Genomic DNA, 16490 nt, shown 5'->3' with positions numbered 1-16490 from the left:
GAAATAATAAGGAATATAAGAATAATGAGGGGTATTTTTTATATAATAGCATTGTTTTCTTTACTTAATGCTGATGAACTTACTGAGGCTTTGGTAAAGAATAATAATCAAAATTCTTGGGAGCACTTTGATTATAAAAACACCAAAGAAGCTCCAAAAATTCAAGAAGAGAATGTGGATTTTAAAAGCACTTTTGATAGCTTGCTTTCAAAAACTTTAGAAAATAATAATGGTATAGATAAAACAGATGGGAATTTAGATTTTCAAAACGAAAACGCGCAGGTTAAAAATTTAAGTTCTCTTTATGAGGGAGAGAATAATTCTTTGCTTTTTCAAAAAGAACTTTTCGTGGCTCAAGATAATTATAATTACTCAGGGGGCTTAATCAATCGTTATGAAAAAGATGATTTTTTATTTGGAGTTAATGGTTTTATTGACAAACAAAAGGAACAAAAAGATACTAAAAGCTTTGGTGCAGAGTTTGGTTATAGTAAATTTATAAAGGCTTATAGTAATTATTACATACCCAATGAAGCAGAAAAAAAATTACAGCTTGGAATGAGTTTTGTAATTCCAACTTACACCGCTTTTGCTTTTGATATAAGCAAGGATAATGATAAAACTAATTATCAAGTATCTTACTCTCCTTATAGTGTATTTAGTTTAAATTTATTGCGTCGTGATTATAGCGCAAGAGAGACTGTTGATGATACCGTTGTTCAAGTTGGATTTAGTTTTAATTTCAATGAAAGTTTTTTAAAACAATTTAGGAAAAAAGATAATACTTTAGAGGAGGTTAATCGATATGATTTCCTCCAAAGAACCCATTAGTTCATTCCAGCATTATGGAATTTTTCTGGATTATCCATAGCATAGTTGAATTTTTCCCGATCAATTTGTTTATCCCAGATCGCAACGATTAAGGCTGCTACTGAATTTCCACAAAGATTTCCAACAGCCCTCATTTCAGACATAAATTTATCAACACCTAAAAGAACACCTATGGCAGCTACTGGTAGAACTTGCGCTAAGGTTGCATTTGCTTCTGAAATTTCCATATTTCCTAGAGCCGCAAGCGTACTTCCAAGCACTATAAAACCTGATCCAGTTACACCTACTGCACCTTTTGAGGCTATCATTAATACTATTAAAATACTGATTTCGTGTGCTAAACTTAAATTTACATTGAAAGCTTGTGCTAGAAAGATTAAGCTCATAGCTAGATAAATATTTGTACAATCAAGATTAAAACTATATCCCGTTGGTAAAACAAGTCCGACTGTTGCTTTAGAAAGTCCTGCTTTTTCTAGTTTTCTCATTAAAGGAGCAAGTGCAGACTCGCTTGAACTGGTTGCAAAAACGATCAATACTTCTCTTGAGATAAATCTCATAAATTTGAAGATATTTACTTTTGCAAAATAACAAATCAGACCTAAGATTCCAAATATAAAAACAAGACATGAAATCAGCATTACTAAAAGTAAATATGCTAAGTTGATCAAAGAGCCAATTCCGTATTGAGCTATGAGTACAGCCATTGCTGAAAAGGCGGCAATAGGACTAAAATACATAATGATTTGTAGAATTTTAAAAACAAAATTTTGTACCACTTCAAAAACTCTTTGAATTGCCTGTTTATCTTCTATTCTCATTAAAGAAATAATCAAAGCAGTAATTATAGCAATAACTAAAACTTGTATGGTTTTTCCTTCTGTAAAAGGCGTGATAATATCAGTAGGCATAGCATCTTTTAAAATATGCATAATCTCAGAGCTCGCGCTTACTTCTGTGGTTTGAGAAATATATTTTTGAACGCTTTTTGTATCAAGTTGACTTGGATCAAGATTCATTCCATGGCCTGGTTGCATAACATTTGCCATAAAAATACCTATAGCAAGTGCTAAAGTACTTACAACTTCAAAGTAGATAACCGCTTTAGCGCCAATACTACCTACTTTTTTTAAACTTTCAAGACTAATGATGCCCAAAACCAAAGTAACAAAAATAATAGGACCTATAAGAACCTTTAAAGCACCTATAAAATAATCAACTCCTGGTTTGCTAGCAATGGCTAATTCTTTATCTGTATAACCAAGTATAATACCTGTAATAATGCCTATAATCACCCAAAATCCAAGACTTTTTATAATACGTTTATATAAAGGCGGTTTTCTTTCAGCTAAAGTTTGACTTAAAGTTTCCAAGTTTATTCACTCCTTTTGATCTTTTGTGAAATATAATTTTAACAATGCGTATTATAAATTTTAACAAAAAAACAAATCTAGAAATACTTTCTTTTATATGATATGATAATTTTTTATATAAATGTTACAAAATTTCTCATTATTTGCATTATAAAATTTAAAATATTTTTTGAAAATTTTATAATTTAGTATACTTTTTATTGTTTATTGTTAGTAATAATTCTATTTTTGATTTATTTGTTTTATTGGGATGTTTTAATTATGAAAGAAATAGTTTTGTCTGAAAATGCTTTAATTACTTCTAAAACAGATCTTAAGGGGAATATCATTTATGCCAATAATGACTTTTTAAAATACGCAGGTTATAAAGTCGATGAGCTTTTGTATAAACCTCATAATATAGTAAGACATGAAGATATGCCACGTACTGTATTTAAATGTCTTTGGGATTATATTCAAAAAGGAGAAGAAATTTTTGCATTTGTAAAAAATAAAGCCAAGGATGGTAGTTTTTACTGGGTGTTTGCAAATGTAAGTGCTTCATTTGATGCCAATGGAAATATCATCAACTACTATTCTGTTCGTCGTGCGCCTAATAGAAAATCTCTTCCTATAATTGAAGAAGTTTATAAAATTTTACTTGAAAAAGAGCAAAAATCAGGCATTAATGCTGGAGTTTCAGCTTTAATGGATATTGTAAGTTCTTATAAAATGACTTATAATGAACTTGTTTTTAACTTACAAGAAGATAACTAAATAAGATATATTTAATCTTTTTTATTATATAATCTTTCCCTAAAAATTAAAGTAATATATTATTAAAGTATTACTTTAATTTATGACTTCAAAAAATTTTTAGTAAAAGGGGTAAATTTATGGTGAAAAATGGATTATTATTAACTATTTTTCTAAGTGTTATCGGTGTTTTGGGTGCCATTTTTATTCATATTTATATTGGAGCGATAATTTTTATTTTAATCGCTGTTTTAATGATTTATTTGCTTAGACAACACAAAGATGAGCAAATGATGATAGATAAACTTTTGGTTCTTTGTAGAGAGTTAAAAGAAGGAAATTTTGATAATAGAATGATATATGTAAAAACAAAAAGCAAAAAATTAGCCGAAATAGCAGATAATCTTAACAATACTATTGATGGACTAGAAGCTTACTTAAGGGAAATTAATACTTCTATTTCTTGTTCTCAAAAAGGTGAATTTTATCGCAAAGCTTTGCCTGAAGGTTTAAAAGGAATTTTTGCTCATAATATTGAATTTATAAATAAAGCTTTAGCAAACATAGAAGTGACAGCAAGATCCACTTTTAAAAATGCTTTATCAAGAACTTTAATGGATTTAAGCCTTGGAAATCAAAATAAAGATATGTCTCAAATTTCTAGCTCATTAAATCAAGATATTAGCATGATGAAAAATGTATATGATACAGTTGATGCCATTACTCATACAGCTACAGAAAATGGCTCAGAGGTGGATTCTTTGCAAAGTGCCATGGGTTCTTTAATGGATGTTGTAAATTCGAGCAAGGAAACAGTACAAACTTTTGTGGCTAATTCCCAAAATATTACTTCAGTGGTTGAAGTAATACGCGATATAGCTGATCAAACCAATCTTCTAGCTTTAAATGCTGCTATTGAAGCTGCACGTGCAGGAGAGCATGGTAGGGGCTTTGCGGTTGTAGCTGATGAAGTTAGAAAGTTAGCAGAAAGAACTCAAAGATCTACAAGTGAAATTTCCATTGCAATTCAGACTATGCAACAGGATTTTGTAAATATCCAAAGTGGTAGCGATCAAGTTTTTAACATTGTTAGCGAATCTGAAGAAAGAATTAATAAATTTTCTCAAGCTTTTAAACGTCTAGAAGAAAATAGTAGTGCTCTTGGCGTTAATTTTGGATCCTTTGCAAAGAGATTGATTTTGTCTGTGGTTAAAATCGATCATATTCTTTATAAATCAAATATATATTTAAATTTAAATGGGGCTCAAAATTTCAATCTTGAAAGTGTAGATCCAATTTCTAATCTTTGCCAAGATGAGAGAGCTCAAGGTGTTATTAATGAACTTAGTTCTGAAACTGAGTTAAATTTAGCTAAAGAATTTATAAAAGATAATGCTAAAAAAGCAATAGAAGAATCAAGTCAAGATTATATCGATCAAAAAGCTTATGATGCGATTGTAAATGATATTAAATCACTAGAGCAAAGAAGTGCTGAAATCTTAGCAAAATTAAAAATATAAATTAAGAGGGTGGGAAAATGTCAAGAGAAATTTTTTTACAAGAAGATAGTTTAATTACTTCTAAAACAGATTTAAAAGGTAAAATAGTTTATGCAAATGATGATTTTTTAAAGTATGCAGGTTATACCATGGGTGAAGTTTTAAATAAACCTCATAACATAGTAAGACATGAAGAGATGCCAAAAACTGTTTTTAAATATTTATGGGATTATATGAAAGAAGGCAAAGAAATTTTTGCTTACGTAAAAAACAAAACTAAAGATAACAATTACTACTGGGTTTTTGCAAATGTAACTCCATCAATAGACATTAATAATAATATCATAGGCTATTATTCCGTTCGTCGTATGCCAAATAAAAGCGCTATTTCTACAATAGAAAGCCTTTATAGTGATCTTTTAAGAGTGGAACAGCAACAAGGTTTAAATAAGGGTGTTGAGATGCTTAAAAATTTCTGCAAAGATGCAGATAAAACTTACAATGAGTTAATTTTCTCTCTCCAAGAAGCTAAATAAATTTTTGTTAGACTTAAAACGAGTTTGTTTTAAGTCTAAATATTATATAATCTTTCTTTTAAAAATTCACATTTTTCAAGGCAAAATATGTTTGATGTCATTGTTATAGGTGGTGGACATGCGGGTGTTGAAGCAAGTGCTGCTGCTGCTAGAATGGGTAAAAAAACCTTACTTTTAACTACATTGATTGAGCAAATAGGAGCAGCAAGCTGTAATCCAGCTATAGGTGGGCTTGCTAAAGGGCATTTGGTAAAAGAACTTGATGCCATGGGTGGTCTTATGGGTGAAATCACTGATGAAGCGGGAATACAATTTCGCATTTTAAATGAAAGTAAGGGTGTAGCCGTTCAAGGAAGTAGGGCACAAATTGATATGGATAAATACCGTATCATTGCACGTAATAAACTTTTAAAACTTCCAAATTTAGAAATTTCTCAAGAACAAGCGAATGCTTTAATCGTAGAAAATGATGAAGTTAAAGGCGTAAAAACAAATTTAGAAAACACATATTTTGCCAAAAAAGTGATACTTACAACAGGGACTTTTTTAAATGGACTTATTCATATAGGCGAAAATAAACTTCAAGCAGGGAGGGTAGGGGAGCTTGCTTCAGTAAATTTAGGAAACTATTTGCAGACTTTGGGTTTGAAAATGGGGCGTTTAAAAACAGGAACTTGCCCAAGAGTGGATGCAAAAAGTATTGATTTTAGCGTGCTTGAAATTCAAGATGGGGATAAAAATCCTAAAGCTTTTAGTTTTCGTTCAAGAAATTTCAATCCTACTCAACTTCCTTGTTATATTGCACGCACTAATACAACTACACATGAGATTATTAAGAATAATTTTTATCGTGCTCCACTTTTTACAGGACAGATTGAAGGTGTGGGGCCAAGGTATTGTCCTTCTATAGAAGATAAGATCAATCGTTTTAGCGACAAAGAAAGCCATCATCTTTTTATAGAGCCTCAAACTATCGATGCGACGGAGTATTATATCAATGGTTTTTCTACTTCTTTACCTTATGAAGTACAAACTCAAATGCTGCGTTCTGTAAAGGGTTTTGAAAATGCTAAAATAACCCGTTTTGGTTATGCTATAGAATATGACTATATAGAGCCAACTGAACTTAAGCATACTTTAGAACTTAAAAAGATTAAAAATCTTTATTGTGCAGGACAGATTAATGGAACTACAGGTTATGAAGAGGCTGCAGCACAAGGCTTTATGGCAGGAATCAATGCAAGTTTAAGCATAGATATGAAAGAGCCTTTGATTTTAAGGCGTGATCAAGCTTATATAGGAGTTTTAATCGATGATTTGGTAGTAAAAGGTACAAAAGAACCTTATAGAATGTTTACTTCAAGAGCGGAATTTAGACTGCTTTTAAGGGAAGAAAATGCTATACTTAGACTCGGAAAATATGGCTATGATTTGGGGCTTTTAAGTGAGCAAGATTTTACTTATATACAAAATATTGCAAACAATCTTCAAAAAGGACTTGAATTTTTACTTTCTAAAGAATTTACGCCTAATAACCAAAATAATGCTTTTTTAGAGAGTTTAGGAGAAGATAAAATTTCTTCTATAGTCAATCTTCAAAAAATTGTTGCAAGAGCAAGTTTTGATATAGAAAAATTAAAAAAACTTGACCCTATATTTGAAACTATGGATCATTACTCTTTAAGAGAAATTTTAAATGGGGCAAAGTATTATCATTATATCAGCATGCAAAAAGCTCAAGTAGAAAAAATGAAAAATCTTAGCGAGCTTAAAATTCCTGAAAATTTTGATTTTAAAAGTGTAAGTGGTTTGAGTAATGAGGTTGTAGAAAAACTTAATCATCATAAACCTCCAACCATTTTTGCTGCAAGTCAAATCAGTGGAATTACTCCTGCAGCGTTAGATATTTTACAAATTTATATCAAAATGCAAAAGAAAAAAGCTTAAATGCTTGCTTTTTTTATTTTTTTATCTACTTTAGTTTTACTTTTTTGGCGTCCATGGAATTTACCTATTTGGGTATTTTCTAGCTTGGGAGCTTTTTTTGTTTTTATTTTTCAATTGGTAGATTTTAAAGATGCTTATTTTGTTTTTTCTTTGGTTTGGGATAGTTCTTTAACTTTGGTTGGGTTGATTATCCTTTCTTTTAGCTTGGAAGCTTTGGGATTTTTTGATTTTATTGCGAGTAAAATTTTGCATTTTTCTAGAGAGAAAAATCAAGAAAAAATTTATATCAGCACAAAAAAATTGATGTTATTTTTGTTGATTTTTGTCTTTTTTCTTTCTGCATTTTTTGCTAACGATGGAGCGATTTTAATCATTACACCTATTATTATAGCTTTATTTTCAACTCTTAAAGATTGTAAAAATCATGCTTTTATTTTAAGTTCTTTTTTGCTTAGTCTTTCTTTTTTATGTGATGCAAGTTCAAACGCTTTGGTTATTTCAAATTTAACCAATATCATCACAGCAAATTATTTTAAGATAGAATTTTTAGAATTTGCTAAAAATATGTTTTTGCCAAATTTTTTTGTTTTGCTTTCTACTATAGTTATGGTTTTTGTGCTTTATGTGAGAGTTTTGCCTAAAAGGCTTGAATTTAAATTAGTCAAAAAAGAGCAAATTTCATCGAAGTTGTTTTTTCTTTGCATAGTATTTTTATTTCTTTTTGTGATCAGTTTTTTTATAGGTGAAATTTTTGATATTAAAATAAGTTTTTTTGCTTTGCTTTGGGCGGGAATTTTTTGGCTTATTGTTTTAAAAATTCAAGGTAAAAAAAGTATTCAAATTCTTTTTGAAGCACCTTATGGAGTTTTGCTTTTTAGTTTTGGGCTTTATATGGTAGTTTTTGCTTTACATAAAATAGGTGTGAGTGAAATTTTGGTTAAAAGTTATACTTTTTTGATGCAAGATAAGAGTGGAATTTTTGGTGTGGCTTTGATTTCAGCTTTTGGATCTTCTGTATTTAATAATTTGCCTATGGTTTTAATCGGAGATTTGGCATTAAAAGAATATTTTGAGAATTTTTCTTTTGATTCTTTGATGATTTATGCGCATCTTTTAGGAGTAAATATAGGCCCAAAACTTACACCAATAGGTTCTTTGGCAACTTTGCTTTGGCTTGGAGTTTTGGCTAGAAAAGGCATTAATATTTCTTTTTGGCAATATTGTAAATTTGGCTTTTTGATAACTTTACCTGTGCTTGTTTTTTCTCTTTTTGCTCTTATTGTCTAAATATCAAAACTTGTTAAACAAAGAAAAAATTTATTTTAATTTCGATAAACTTTTAACTTGGTTAAAAAATAAAATCGAAAGGACAAGTTATGGCTACATCTGAGAGTAGACGAAGCTTTATGGGCTTTGCATTTGGAAGCGTAGCTGCTGTAGGCGGTGTTTTCTCGCTTGTTGCGATGAAAAAAACTTGGGATCCGCTTCCAAGTGTCAAAGCTGCAGGTTTTACTACAGTAGATTTATCAGGAATGCAAGATGGAGAGCTTAGAACTATAGAATGGCGTAAAAAGCCTATTTTTATATTAAAAAAAGATGCGAGTATGCCAAAAGATGAAAAACGTGATGTTGTGGTAGATAACGCAGCTTATACTGTGGTTATAGGACTTTGTACGCATTTGGGTTGTATACCTGCTTACCAACCAAGTGAGCAATTGTTTAAATGTGCCTGTCATGGTGGAGAATTTGACACAAGTGGAAAAAATGTCTTTGGACCTCCTCCAAAGCCTCTTGAAATTCCTCCTTTTAAGATTGATGGAACCAAACTTGTTTTAGGTGAAGAGGGTCCTGAATATAAAAAAATGATAGCGGAGGCTTAAGATGGCACAAATTAGAAAAGCTAATGGCCTTGTAGATTGGCTTGATCAAAGACTTGCAGTACATAAACTGCTTGATGTTTTAATGGTAAAGTATTGGATACCAAAGCAAATTAACTTTCTTTGGGCAATGGGGGTTATTTTAACCACTCTTTTTGCAGTGCTTTTTGTTACAGGACTTTTACTTGTGATGTATTATAAACCAGATACTGCACTTGCTTTTGATAGTGTGAATAAGACTATTATGCAAGAGGTGGATTATGGATGGCTTTGGCGTCACATGCATGGTGTTGCCGCTTCTGTTGTATTTTTGATTATATACATACATATGCTAACAGGAATTTATTACGGTTCTTATAAAAAAGGTCGTGAGATGATTTGGGTTAGCGGTATGCTTTTGTTTGTTGTATTTTCTGCTGAAGCTTTTAGTGGCTATATGCTTCCTTGGGGACAAATGAGTTATTGGGCAGCTCAAGTAATCACTAATCTTTTTGGAGGGATACCATTTATTGGCCCTGAGCTTGTGATTTGGATTCGTGGAGATTATGCGGTTTCTGATCCAACTTTAACAAGATTTTTTATGCTTCATGTGTGCTTGCTTCCTATAGTTATCATTGCTATTATAGCATTTCATTTCTATTCTTTAAGAATTCCTCATGTTAATAATGAAATTTCTGAAGAACTTGACTTTGATTTAGAGGCTGAAAAATACATGGCAGGTGACACAAAGGGTTCTAAAGTGATTCCTTTTTGGCCAGGATTTTTATCAAAAGATTTTATGTATATAAGCTTTTTTATGATTTTCTTCTTTTATTTGGTCTGTTTTAAATTTGAATTTGCAATGGATCCAATTAATTTTGATCCAGCTAATGCGCTTAAAACACCAGCTCATATTTATCCTGAGTGGTATTTCTTATGGAGTTATGAAGTTTTAAGAGGATTTTTCTTTGATATTGCAGGTATTAAAGCTTTTGATATAGGTTTGGCTGCATTTGGTATTGCTCAAGTGATTTTCTTCTTGCTTCCTTGGCTTGATAGAAGTGATGTTGTAAAACCAGCTCATGAAAGACCTTTATTTTTCATTTGGTTTTGGATATTGCTTATTGATTTAATTGTTTTAACAGTTTATGGAAAATTACCTCCAACAGGTGTAAATGCTTGGGTAGGATTTTACGCTTCTATAGTATTTTTACTTTTACTTATTGTAGTTTTACCGGTTATTACTATTATGGAGAGAAAAGGAGCTAAACAATGAGAGAAATAAAAATATTTTTAGTTGTAGTAGTTTTTACTGCGCTTGTATATTGGGGGGTAGAGCCTTATGCTCATTCAGTGATGAAACCTCATGTTGCTCCTGCAAATTTTGATTTTGCTGTTGAAGATACTACTTTTGCAAAAGGTATAGTTGAAGCTAAAGAATTAGCTCTAAAAGATGCACAAGCTTCAGGAGATGCTAAAAGAATAGAGAGTGCAAACAAAGAACTTGAAAAAGCAAAAGAAGAATTAAGTAAAGTTGAAACACTTTGGGCAGATGTTGCAAAGATCGATTTTGCTAAGGGTGATGCAAAAAAAGGTAAAGAATTTTTTGAAAATAACTGTTTTGCATGTCATGGTCTAAAAGAAGATGGAATAACAGCTAATATTACTGATTCTTCTATGGGAGTAATACCACCTGATCTTAGTGCAGCTGGTGCTATTTTTGATGAAAAATTTTTAGCAGCTTTGATTATGCATCCTGCGCTTGCTTTAAAAGTAGATCATAAATTTGGTGATGCTTTTATTATGACAGCTTACAATAAAGATAATTCAGGAGAAAGTGAAGAAGCTACAAATGCAAATATAGCCAATGTAATTGCTTATCTTAAAGATGTGAGTGTTAAATTTGAAGCCAATGAAGATGCTACTATTAAGAAAGATGTTGAGGCAAAATATGCTAAAATGGAAAATAGTGCTCAAAAAGTGGCTTTAATGGAAAAAGATATAAAATTTGCTAAAGATAAAGCAACTTTTATTGAGGCTTGCGGACGTTGTCATGATATGAAATACGATAGCTTTTTTACTCCATCAAATCAAAATGATTTAAAAACTTATTTAGGTTCTGTTCCGCCTGATCTTTCTATGATGATAAGATCTCGTGGTGAGCAATATTTACATGATTTTATTAATAACACTCAAAAACTTCTTCCAGGAACCGCTATGCCAAGAGTAGGTTTAACAGAAGCTGCACAGGCTAAGGTTGTATCTTATATTGATCAAGTAGGTGATAGCAAGAAAGAAGAAAGAAAAACTACAGGAATTTATGTAATGATATTCTTTGTAATTTTAAGTATTTTTGCTATAGGTTGGAAGCGCTCTGTTTGGTCTAAATTACATTAATATTACATTTTTTGCCATTATTTAATGATAATGGCAAAAATCTTATTTTTTCTTCATTTTTATTAATTTTTAAACCTAATTAAGAGATACTATCAAATAATAATTCTTATTAATTGGAGTATGTCATGCTTGAAAAACAAATGATTAAATTTATTCTTTCAAAATGGAATTATGGAAATTTTAGAATTGTATTTTGGGATCAAGAAGAATTTCATGTGGGTAATCAGTCTGCTAAATTTTCTTTAATTTTCAAAGAAAAAATACCTTTTTTAAAATTATTTAGTGATACGAGTTTAGTTTTTGCAAAACATTATATGGAGTCTAAACTAGAAATAGAAGGTGATTATGATGAAATAGCTAAAGTTTTGTATTATTTTTCAAATAAGCGTTTTTTAAAAAATACAGAGGATATCTTGAGTAAAATAGCCCAAAAACAGGAAAGTAAAAATATTAAAAGTCATTATGATATAGGTAATGATTTTTATAAGCTTTGGCTTGATGATACTATGAGCTATTCTTGCGCTTATTTTAAAGAGCCTAATAATACTCTTTATGAAGCTCAAATTAACAAAATAGAACATACTCTTAAAAAACTTGATTTAAAAGAAGGAGAAAAGCTTTTAGATATAGGTTGTGGCTGGGGTTGGCTTTCTATTATGGCGGCTCAAAAGTATGGAGTTAGAGTTGTTGGAATTACTATTTCAGAGGAGCAGTGTAAAAAAGCCAAGGAAAGAGTAAAAGAACTTGATCTTGAAGATAAAATAGAAATAAGACTTCAAAATTATCAAGATTTAGAATTTGAAAATTATTTTGATAAAGTTGTTTCTGTGGGTATGTTTGAACATGTAGGCAAAGAGAATTTAGGACTTTATTTTATGAAAGTAAAACAAGTTTTAAAACCTGGAGGTTCTATGCTTTTACATTCTATTTTAGCCATGTTTGAAGGAAAAACAAATGCTTGGATAGATAAATATATTTTTCCAGGAGGATATTTGCCTTCTTTAAGAGAGGTTGTAAGTGCTATGAGTGAATGGGATTTTCATCTTCTTCTAGCAGAAAGTTTAAGAATGCACTATGCAAAAACTTTAGATTTATGGGATGAAAATTTTAATAAAGTATTGGACAAGGTAAGGGAAAAATATGATGAAGAATTTATAAGAATGTGGGATTTATACCTTCGTTCTTGCGCCTCTGCTTTTCGTGTTGGAAGCGTGGATTTGTTCCAATTTTTAATCACAAAGGAAATTAATAATAATTTAAGTCTCACTAAAGAATACATATATAAGTAAAAACTAAACTTAAATTTGATAGAATCCTAGCTTCATTTCACACACATCAATCCTTTTTAGCTTGTGTAAATTAAGGGATGTGGAGGAATAAAGCTAAATTTATAAGGAGAAACTCATGGTTAGTATGAGAGATTTATTAGAATGTGGTGTGCATTTTGGACATCAAACAAGACGCTGGAATCCAAAGATGAAAAAATTCATTTTTGGCGAGAGAAAAGGTATTTATGTAATTGATTTACAAAAAACTTTAAGATATTTTAGATATACCTATAATATCGTTCGTGATGCTGCCGCTGAAGGAAAAACTATACTTTTTGTTGGAACAAAAAAACAAGCAGGTGGAGCGATTAAAGAATACGCTGAAAAATGCGGTATGCCTTATGTAAATCATAGATGGCTTGGCGGTATGATGACAAATTTTGGTACTATTCGCCAATCAATTAGAAAATTAGAAGTAATTGAAAAAATGGAAGAAGATGGAAGTATTAAGCTTTTAACTAAAAAAGAAGCTTTAATGCTTACAAGAAAAAAAGAAAAATTATTAGCTTATTTAGGTGGAATTCGTTATATGAAAACTCAACCTGATATGATTTTTGTTGTTGACACAGTAAAAGAAAAAATTGCTGTTCAAGAAGCAAATAGATTAAGAATTCCTGTTGTAGCTCCACTAGATACAAACTGCGATCCTGATTTGGTAACTTATCCTATTCCAGGAAATGATGATGCAATTCGTTCAGTGCAACTTTTCTGTCAAGAAATGGCTGAAGCGATTAATGAGGGAAAAGCTTTAAGAGAACAAGATGGTGAAGCTTTACCAAATAAAGAAAAAGAAATCACTGATGAAGAGAAAAAAGAAGTTTTAGATGAAGCGATGAGCGAAGAAGACTTCGGTGAGGAGCAAGAATAATGGCTGAAATCACTGCTGCAATGGTAAAAGAACTCCGCGAAAGTACAGGTGCGGGGATGATGGATTGTAAAAATGCTTTGAGTGAAACTAATGGAGATTTTGATAAAGCAGTGCAACTTTTAAGAGAAAAAGGTTTAGGCAAGGCTGCTAAAAAAGCAGATAGACTTGCTGCAGAAGGTTTAGTAAGTGTAAAAGTAAGCGATGATTTTACAAGCGCAACTGTAAGTGAGATTAATTCCGAAACAGATTTTGTGGCAAAAAATGATCAGTTTATCGCCTTAACAAAAGATACTACAGCTCATATTCAAAGTAATAGCTTACAAAGTGTGGAAGAACTTCATTCAAGCACAATCAATGGCATAAAATTTGAAGAATATTTAAAAAGTCAAATTGCAACTATAGGAGAAAACTTAGTTGTAAGAAGATTTGCAACTTTAAAAGCAGGTGCTAACGGCGTTGTAAATGGTTATATCCATACAAATGGCCGTGTTGGTGTTGTGATCGCTGCAGCTTGTAATAGCGCTGAAGTGGCTTCAAAATCAAGAGATTTGTTAAGACAAATTTGTATGCATATTGCAGCAATGAGACCAAGTTATTTAAGTTATGAAGATTTGGATATGACTTTTGTTGAAAATGAATACAAAGCTTTGGTTGCTGAACTTGAAAAAGAAAATGAAGAAAGACGCAGACTTAAAGATCCAAATAAACCTGAACATAAAATTCCTCAATTTGCAAGTCGCAAACAATTAAGTGATGCAATTTTAAAAGAAGCTGAAGAAAAAATCAAAGAAGAGCTTAAAGCTCAAGGTAAACCTGAAAAAATTTGGGACAATATTATCCCAGGTAAAATGAATAGCTTTATAGCTGATAATTCTCAACTCGATAGCAAACTTACTTTAATGGGTCAGTTTTATGTAATGGATGATAAAAAAACTGTAGAACAAGTGATCGCTGAAAAAGAAAAAGAATTTGGCGGAAAAATTAAAATTGTTGAATTTATTTGCTTTGAAGTTGGCGAAGGTTTAGAAAAGAAAACTGAAGATTTTGCGGCTGAAGTTGCTGCACAACTTTAAAAACGGTTAAAAATGGAACTCTTAAGAGCGGAAAATTTAAGCCATAGTTTTGATTATCCGCTTTTTGAGGGTTTAAATCTTACTTTAAATACTAAAGATTGCATTGCTATTCAAGGGAGCAGTGGTTGTGGTAAATCTACTCTTTTGCATATACTTTCTTCTTTATTGATTCCAAAAAAAGGTGAAGTTTTTTTTAAAGGTTCTAGTCTTTATCAGATAGATGAAAACGAAAGATTAAACATTCGCCGTTATGATTTTGGTATTATTTTTCAGACACATTATCTTTTTAAAGGTTTTTCAGCTTTAGAAAATATCGAACTTGCTAGTGTTTTATCAGGTCAAGATTTAGATGAGAAAATTTTAAAAAGGTTAGGTATTGATACGCTTTTGTATCAAAAAATAGGAAAGCTTAGCGGCGGACAACAACAGCGTGTGAGTATCGCACGTGTGCTTTGTAAAAAACCAAAGATTATTTTTGCTGATGAAGCAACTGGAAATTTGGATTTTGATAATGCTAAAAATGTTATCGAGCTTTTAATATCCTATGTTAAAGAAAATGATGCAGCTTTATTTTTTGTAACTCACGATAGCAAGCTTGCAAGTTTTTGTGATAAAACTTATACTATAAACGCCAATGGAATTTGTTAATTATTTAGGTGATAAAAATGTTGTAACTTTTATGTTGCTTCTTGCTAGAATGAGTGGTCTTATAGTTTTTTTTCCTTTTTTTTCACATAATTCTATTCCTATGGTGATAAAAAGTACTATAGTTTTATTTTTGACTATGTATTTATATCCTTTGGCTAGATTAGAATCTTTGCATTTAGATAGTTTTTTTGTTTTACAGCTTATTAGTGAAGTGATTTTTGGAATGATAGCAGGATTAATGCTTCAAATTATTTTTGCTATTATTATGATGGCAGGCGAGCAGATTGCTTTTACTATGGGATTTACTATGGCAAGTATATTAGATCCAAGTTCTGGAACGAGTATGCCTATCACATCTCAAATTTTAAATTTGCTTGCTTTGATGTTTTTTCTTGCTTTTGATGGCCATCATTTAATGCTTTTGTTTTTAAGTCATTCTTTGGGTTATATTAGTTTAGGTGGATTTTATCCGCATGAGAATTTAATGCATTATCTAAATATGGGTATGTTTAATATTTTCATCATAGGTTTTACTATGAGCTTTCCCATACTTGGAATTTCACTTTTAGCCGATGTTATTTTTGGACTTTTGATGAAAACAATGCCACAATTTAATCTTTTAGTTATTGGATATCCTATAAAGATAGCTTTAGGCTTTGTAGTTTTGATTGCTATTTTACTAGTTATGATGCAATATTTTAAAAATTTAATTTTAGAACTTTTTACTCATATGCAAACTCTTTTTTTCTCCTAAGGAAAGGATAAATGAAATTATCGTAAAATAGTGATTATTTTTCAAGGATTAAAGTGATGAAAATTTTACTTTTAAATGAAAACCCTGTAGTTTCAAGACTTGTAAGCCTTAGTGCTAAAAAAATGTCTTATGATTTTGAAGAACTTAATGCTTATAGTGAAAATTTGGGTAATTATGATGTGATTGTTGTAGATAGTGATACTCCAGCACCTTTAAAAATTCTTAAAGAAAAATGCGATAGATTGATTTTTTTAGCCCCGCGAAATCAAAATGTAGATATAGATGCACAAATTTTACAAAAACCTTTTTTACCTACAGATTTTTTAAATTTACTTAATAATAAAGATACAAACAAACATACATCTATTGATTTGCCAATATTAAGTAATGATGAAAATCCTTATGCCGATATAAGCTTGGATTTAGATAATTTAAATTTAGATGATTTGCCTGATGAAAATTCTTTAGATATAAATTCAGATGGAATGGAAGATTTGAGTTTTGATGATAATGCGCAAGATGATAATGTAAACGAAACTTTAGAAACTCAAAATTTAGAAGATGAAAATTTAGAACAAGAAGCAACTAAAGAACAGATTCAAGAAGACACTCAAACTGATTTAGATTTAACTTTAGAAGATGGCA

The 16490-nt window shown here is 30.7% G+C and carries 15 protein-coding genes and 1 pseudogene; 15 read left to right on the top strand and 1 reads right to left on the bottom strand.

Translation table 11 applies throughout. The features are described from left to right. The first annotated feature begins 24 nt into the window (after window positions 1-24). Complete coding sequence (locus tag AJ885_RS08860; RefSeq protein ID WP_052794862.1) at window positions 25-831, top strand: inverse autotransporter beta domain-containing protein; 807 nt, start codon at window positions 25-27, stop codon at window positions 829-831. Here the strand turns inward: AJ885_RS08860 and AJ885_RS08855 are convergent. Continuing rightward, the gene (locus AJ885_RS08855; RefSeq protein WP_044779083.1) at window positions 828-2204 is read right to left on the bottom strand and encodes a cation:dicarboxylate symporter family transporter; all 1377 of its coding nucleotides are present in this window, start codon (window positions 2202-2204) and stop codon (window positions 828-830) included. The two genes, AJ885_RS08860 and AJ885_RS08855, sit on opposite strands and share 4 nt — an antisense overlap. A gap of 261 nt (window positions 2205-2465) precedes the next feature. Between AJ885_RS08855 and cetC the strand changes: the two genes are divergently transcribed. The 14 genes and pseudogenes from cetC to AJ885_RS10770 all read left to right on the top strand — a co-directional run. Beyond that, window positions 2466-2960 carry an energy taxis response protein CetC gene (gene cetC / locus AJ885_RS08850; protein ID WP_052794861.1) on the top strand — a complete coding sequence of 165 codons (495 nt, stop codon included), beginning with the start codon at window positions 2466-2468 and terminating at the stop codon, window positions 2958-2960. Window positions 2961-3079: 119 nt separating this feature from the next. Beyond that, the gene (cetA, locus tag AJ885_RS08845; protein ID WP_070210302.1) at window positions 3080-4459 is read left to right on the top strand and encodes a bipartate energy taxis response protein CetA; all 1380 of its coding nucleotides are present in this window, start codon (window positions 3080-3082) and stop codon (window positions 4457-4459) included. A 17-nt stretch (window positions 4460-4476) separates the two neighbouring features. Continuing rightward, the gene (cetB, locus tag AJ885_RS08840) at window positions 4477-4974 is read left to right on the top strand and encodes a bipartate energy taxis response protein CetB (RefSeq protein ID WP_002866200.1); all 498 of its coding nucleotides are present in this window, start codon (window positions 4477-4479) and stop codon (window positions 4972-4974) included. Window positions 4975-5061: 87 nt separating this feature from the next. Next, on the top strand, window positions 5062-6921 hold the full coding sequence (gene mnmG / locus AJ885_RS08835) for a tRNA uridine-5-carboxymethylaminomethyl(34) synthesis enzyme MnmG (RefSeq protein WP_070210301.1): 1860 nt from the start codon (window positions 5062-5064) through the stop codon (window positions 6919-6921). Next, entirely contained in the window at window positions 6922-8208 is a 1287-nt protein-coding gene (locus AJ885_RS08830; protein ID WP_070210300.1) for an arsenic transporter, read from the top strand. 89 nt (window positions 8209-8297) lie between these two features. Next, complete coding sequence (gene petA / locus AJ885_RS08825; RefSeq protein WP_002852880.1) at window positions 8298-8801, top strand: ubiquinol-cytochrome c reductase iron-sulfur subunit; 504 nt, start codon at window positions 8298-8300, stop codon at window positions 8799-8801. A 1-nt stretch (window position 8802) separates the two neighbouring features. Beyond that, window positions 8803-10053, top strand: coding sequence for a cytochrome b (locus tag AJ885_RS08820; protein WP_002852758.1), 1251 nt, complete (start codon window positions 8803-8805; stop codon window positions 10051-10053). After that, on the top strand, window positions 10050-11174 hold the full coding sequence (locus AJ885_RS08815; RefSeq protein ID WP_070210299.1) for a cytochrome c1: 1125 nt from the start codon (window positions 10050-10052) through the stop codon (window positions 11172-11174). The genes AJ885_RS08820 and AJ885_RS08815 overlap by 4 nt, the downstream gene beginning before the upstream one ends. A 125-nt stretch (window positions 11175-11299) precedes the next feature. Further along, window positions 11300-12463 carry an SAM-dependent methyltransferase gene (locus AJ885_RS08810; RefSeq protein ID WP_002933865.1) on the top strand — a complete coding sequence of 388 codons (1164 nt, stop codon included), beginning with the start codon at window positions 11300-11302 and terminating at the stop codon, window positions 12461-12463. Between the two features lie 115 nt (window positions 12464-12578). Beyond that, window positions 12579-13370, top strand: a complete 792-nt coding sequence (rpsB, locus tag AJ885_RS08805) for a 30S ribosomal protein S2 (protein ID WP_070210298.1) — start codon at window positions 12579-12581, stop codon at window positions 13368-13370. Beyond that, window positions 13370-14443 carry a translation elongation factor Ts gene (gene tsf / locus AJ885_RS08800; RefSeq protein WP_070210297.1) on the top strand — a complete coding sequence of 358 codons (1074 nt, stop codon included), beginning with the start codon at window positions 13370-13372 and terminating at the stop codon, window positions 14441-14443. Before rpsB ends, tsf begins: the two co-directional genes overlap by 1 nt. Before the next feature lie 12 nt (window positions 14444-14455). Further along, on the top strand, window positions 14456-15091 hold the full coding sequence (locus AJ885_RS08795; protein ID WP_070281116.1) for an ABC transporter ATP-binding protein: 636 nt from the start codon (window positions 14456-14458) through the stop codon (window positions 15089-15091). Next, window positions 15078-15845 carry a flagellar biosynthetic protein FliR gene (gene fliR / locus AJ885_RS08790; protein WP_002855878.1) on the top strand — a complete coding sequence of 256 codons (768 nt, stop codon included), beginning with the start codon at window positions 15078-15080 and terminating at the stop codon, window positions 15843-15845. The genes AJ885_RS08795 and fliR overlap by 14 nt, the downstream gene beginning before the upstream one ends. A 56-nt stretch (window positions 15846-15901) precedes the next feature. Next, window positions 15902-16490: pseudogene (locus tag AJ885_RS10770) on the top strand (highly acidic protein); the annotation flags it as partial.

Source organism: Campylobacter sp. BCW_6464 (assembly GCF_001762775.1).
GTDB lineage: Bacteria > Campylobacterota > Campylobacteria > Campylobacterales > Campylobacteraceae > Campylobacter_D > Campylobacter_D jejuni.
Note: the sequence above shows the minus strand (reverse complement) of the source record. Positions and strands in the feature narration are given on the sequence as shown.

Bases quoted from the DNA above. Each gene is read 5' to 3' on its own strand.
- AJ885_RS08860 (WP_052794862.1), top strand. From the start codon at position 25: ATGAGGGGTATTTTTTATATAATAGCATTGTTTTCTTTACTTAATGCT.
- cetC (WP_052794861.1), top strand. From the start codon at position 2,466: ATGAAAGAAATAGTTTTGTCTGAAAATGCTTTAATTACTTCTAAAACA.
- cetA (WP_070210302.1), top strand. From the start codon at position 3,080: ATGGTGAAAAATGGATTATTATTAACTATTTTTCTAAGTGTTATCGGT.
- cetB (WP_002866200.1), top strand. From the start codon at position 4,477: ATGTCAAGAGAAATTTTTTTACAAGAAGATAGTTTAATTACTTCTAAA.
- mnmG (WP_070210301.1), top strand. From the start codon at position 5,062: ATGTTTGATGTCATTGTTATAGGTGGTGGACATGCGGGTGTTGAAGCA.
- AJ885_RS08830 (WP_070210300.1), top strand. From the start codon at position 6,922: ATGCTTGCTTTTTTTATTTTTTTATCTACTTTAGTTTTACTTTTTTGG.
- petA (WP_002852880.1), top strand. From the start codon at position 8,298: ATGGCTACATCTGAGAGTAGACGAAGCTTTATGGGCTTTGCATTTGGA.
- AJ885_RS08820 (WP_002852758.1), top strand. From the start codon at position 8,803: ATGGCACAAATTAGAAAAGCTAATGGCCTTGTAGATTGGCTTGATCAA.
- AJ885_RS08815 (WP_070210299.1), top strand. From the start codon at position 10,050: ATGAGAGAAATAAAAATATTTTTAGTTGTAGTAGTTTTTACTGCGCTT.
- AJ885_RS08810 (WP_002933865.1), top strand. From the start codon at position 11,300: ATGCTTGAAAAACAAATGATTAAATTTATTCTTTCAAAATGGAATTAT.
- rpsB (WP_070210298.1), top strand. From the start codon at position 12,579: ATGGTTAGTATGAGAGATTTATTAGAATGTGGTGTGCATTTTGGACAT.
- tsf (WP_070210297.1), top strand. From the start codon at position 13,370: ATGGCTGAAATCACTGCTGCAATGGTAAAAGAACTCCGCGAAAGTACA.
- AJ885_RS08795 (WP_070281116.1), top strand. From the start codon at position 14,456: ATGGAACTCTTAAGAGCGGAAAATTTAAGCCATAGTTTTGATTATCCG.
- fliR (WP_002855878.1), top strand. From the start codon at position 15,078: ATGGAATTTGTTAATTATTTAGGTGATAAAAATGTTGTAACTTTTATG.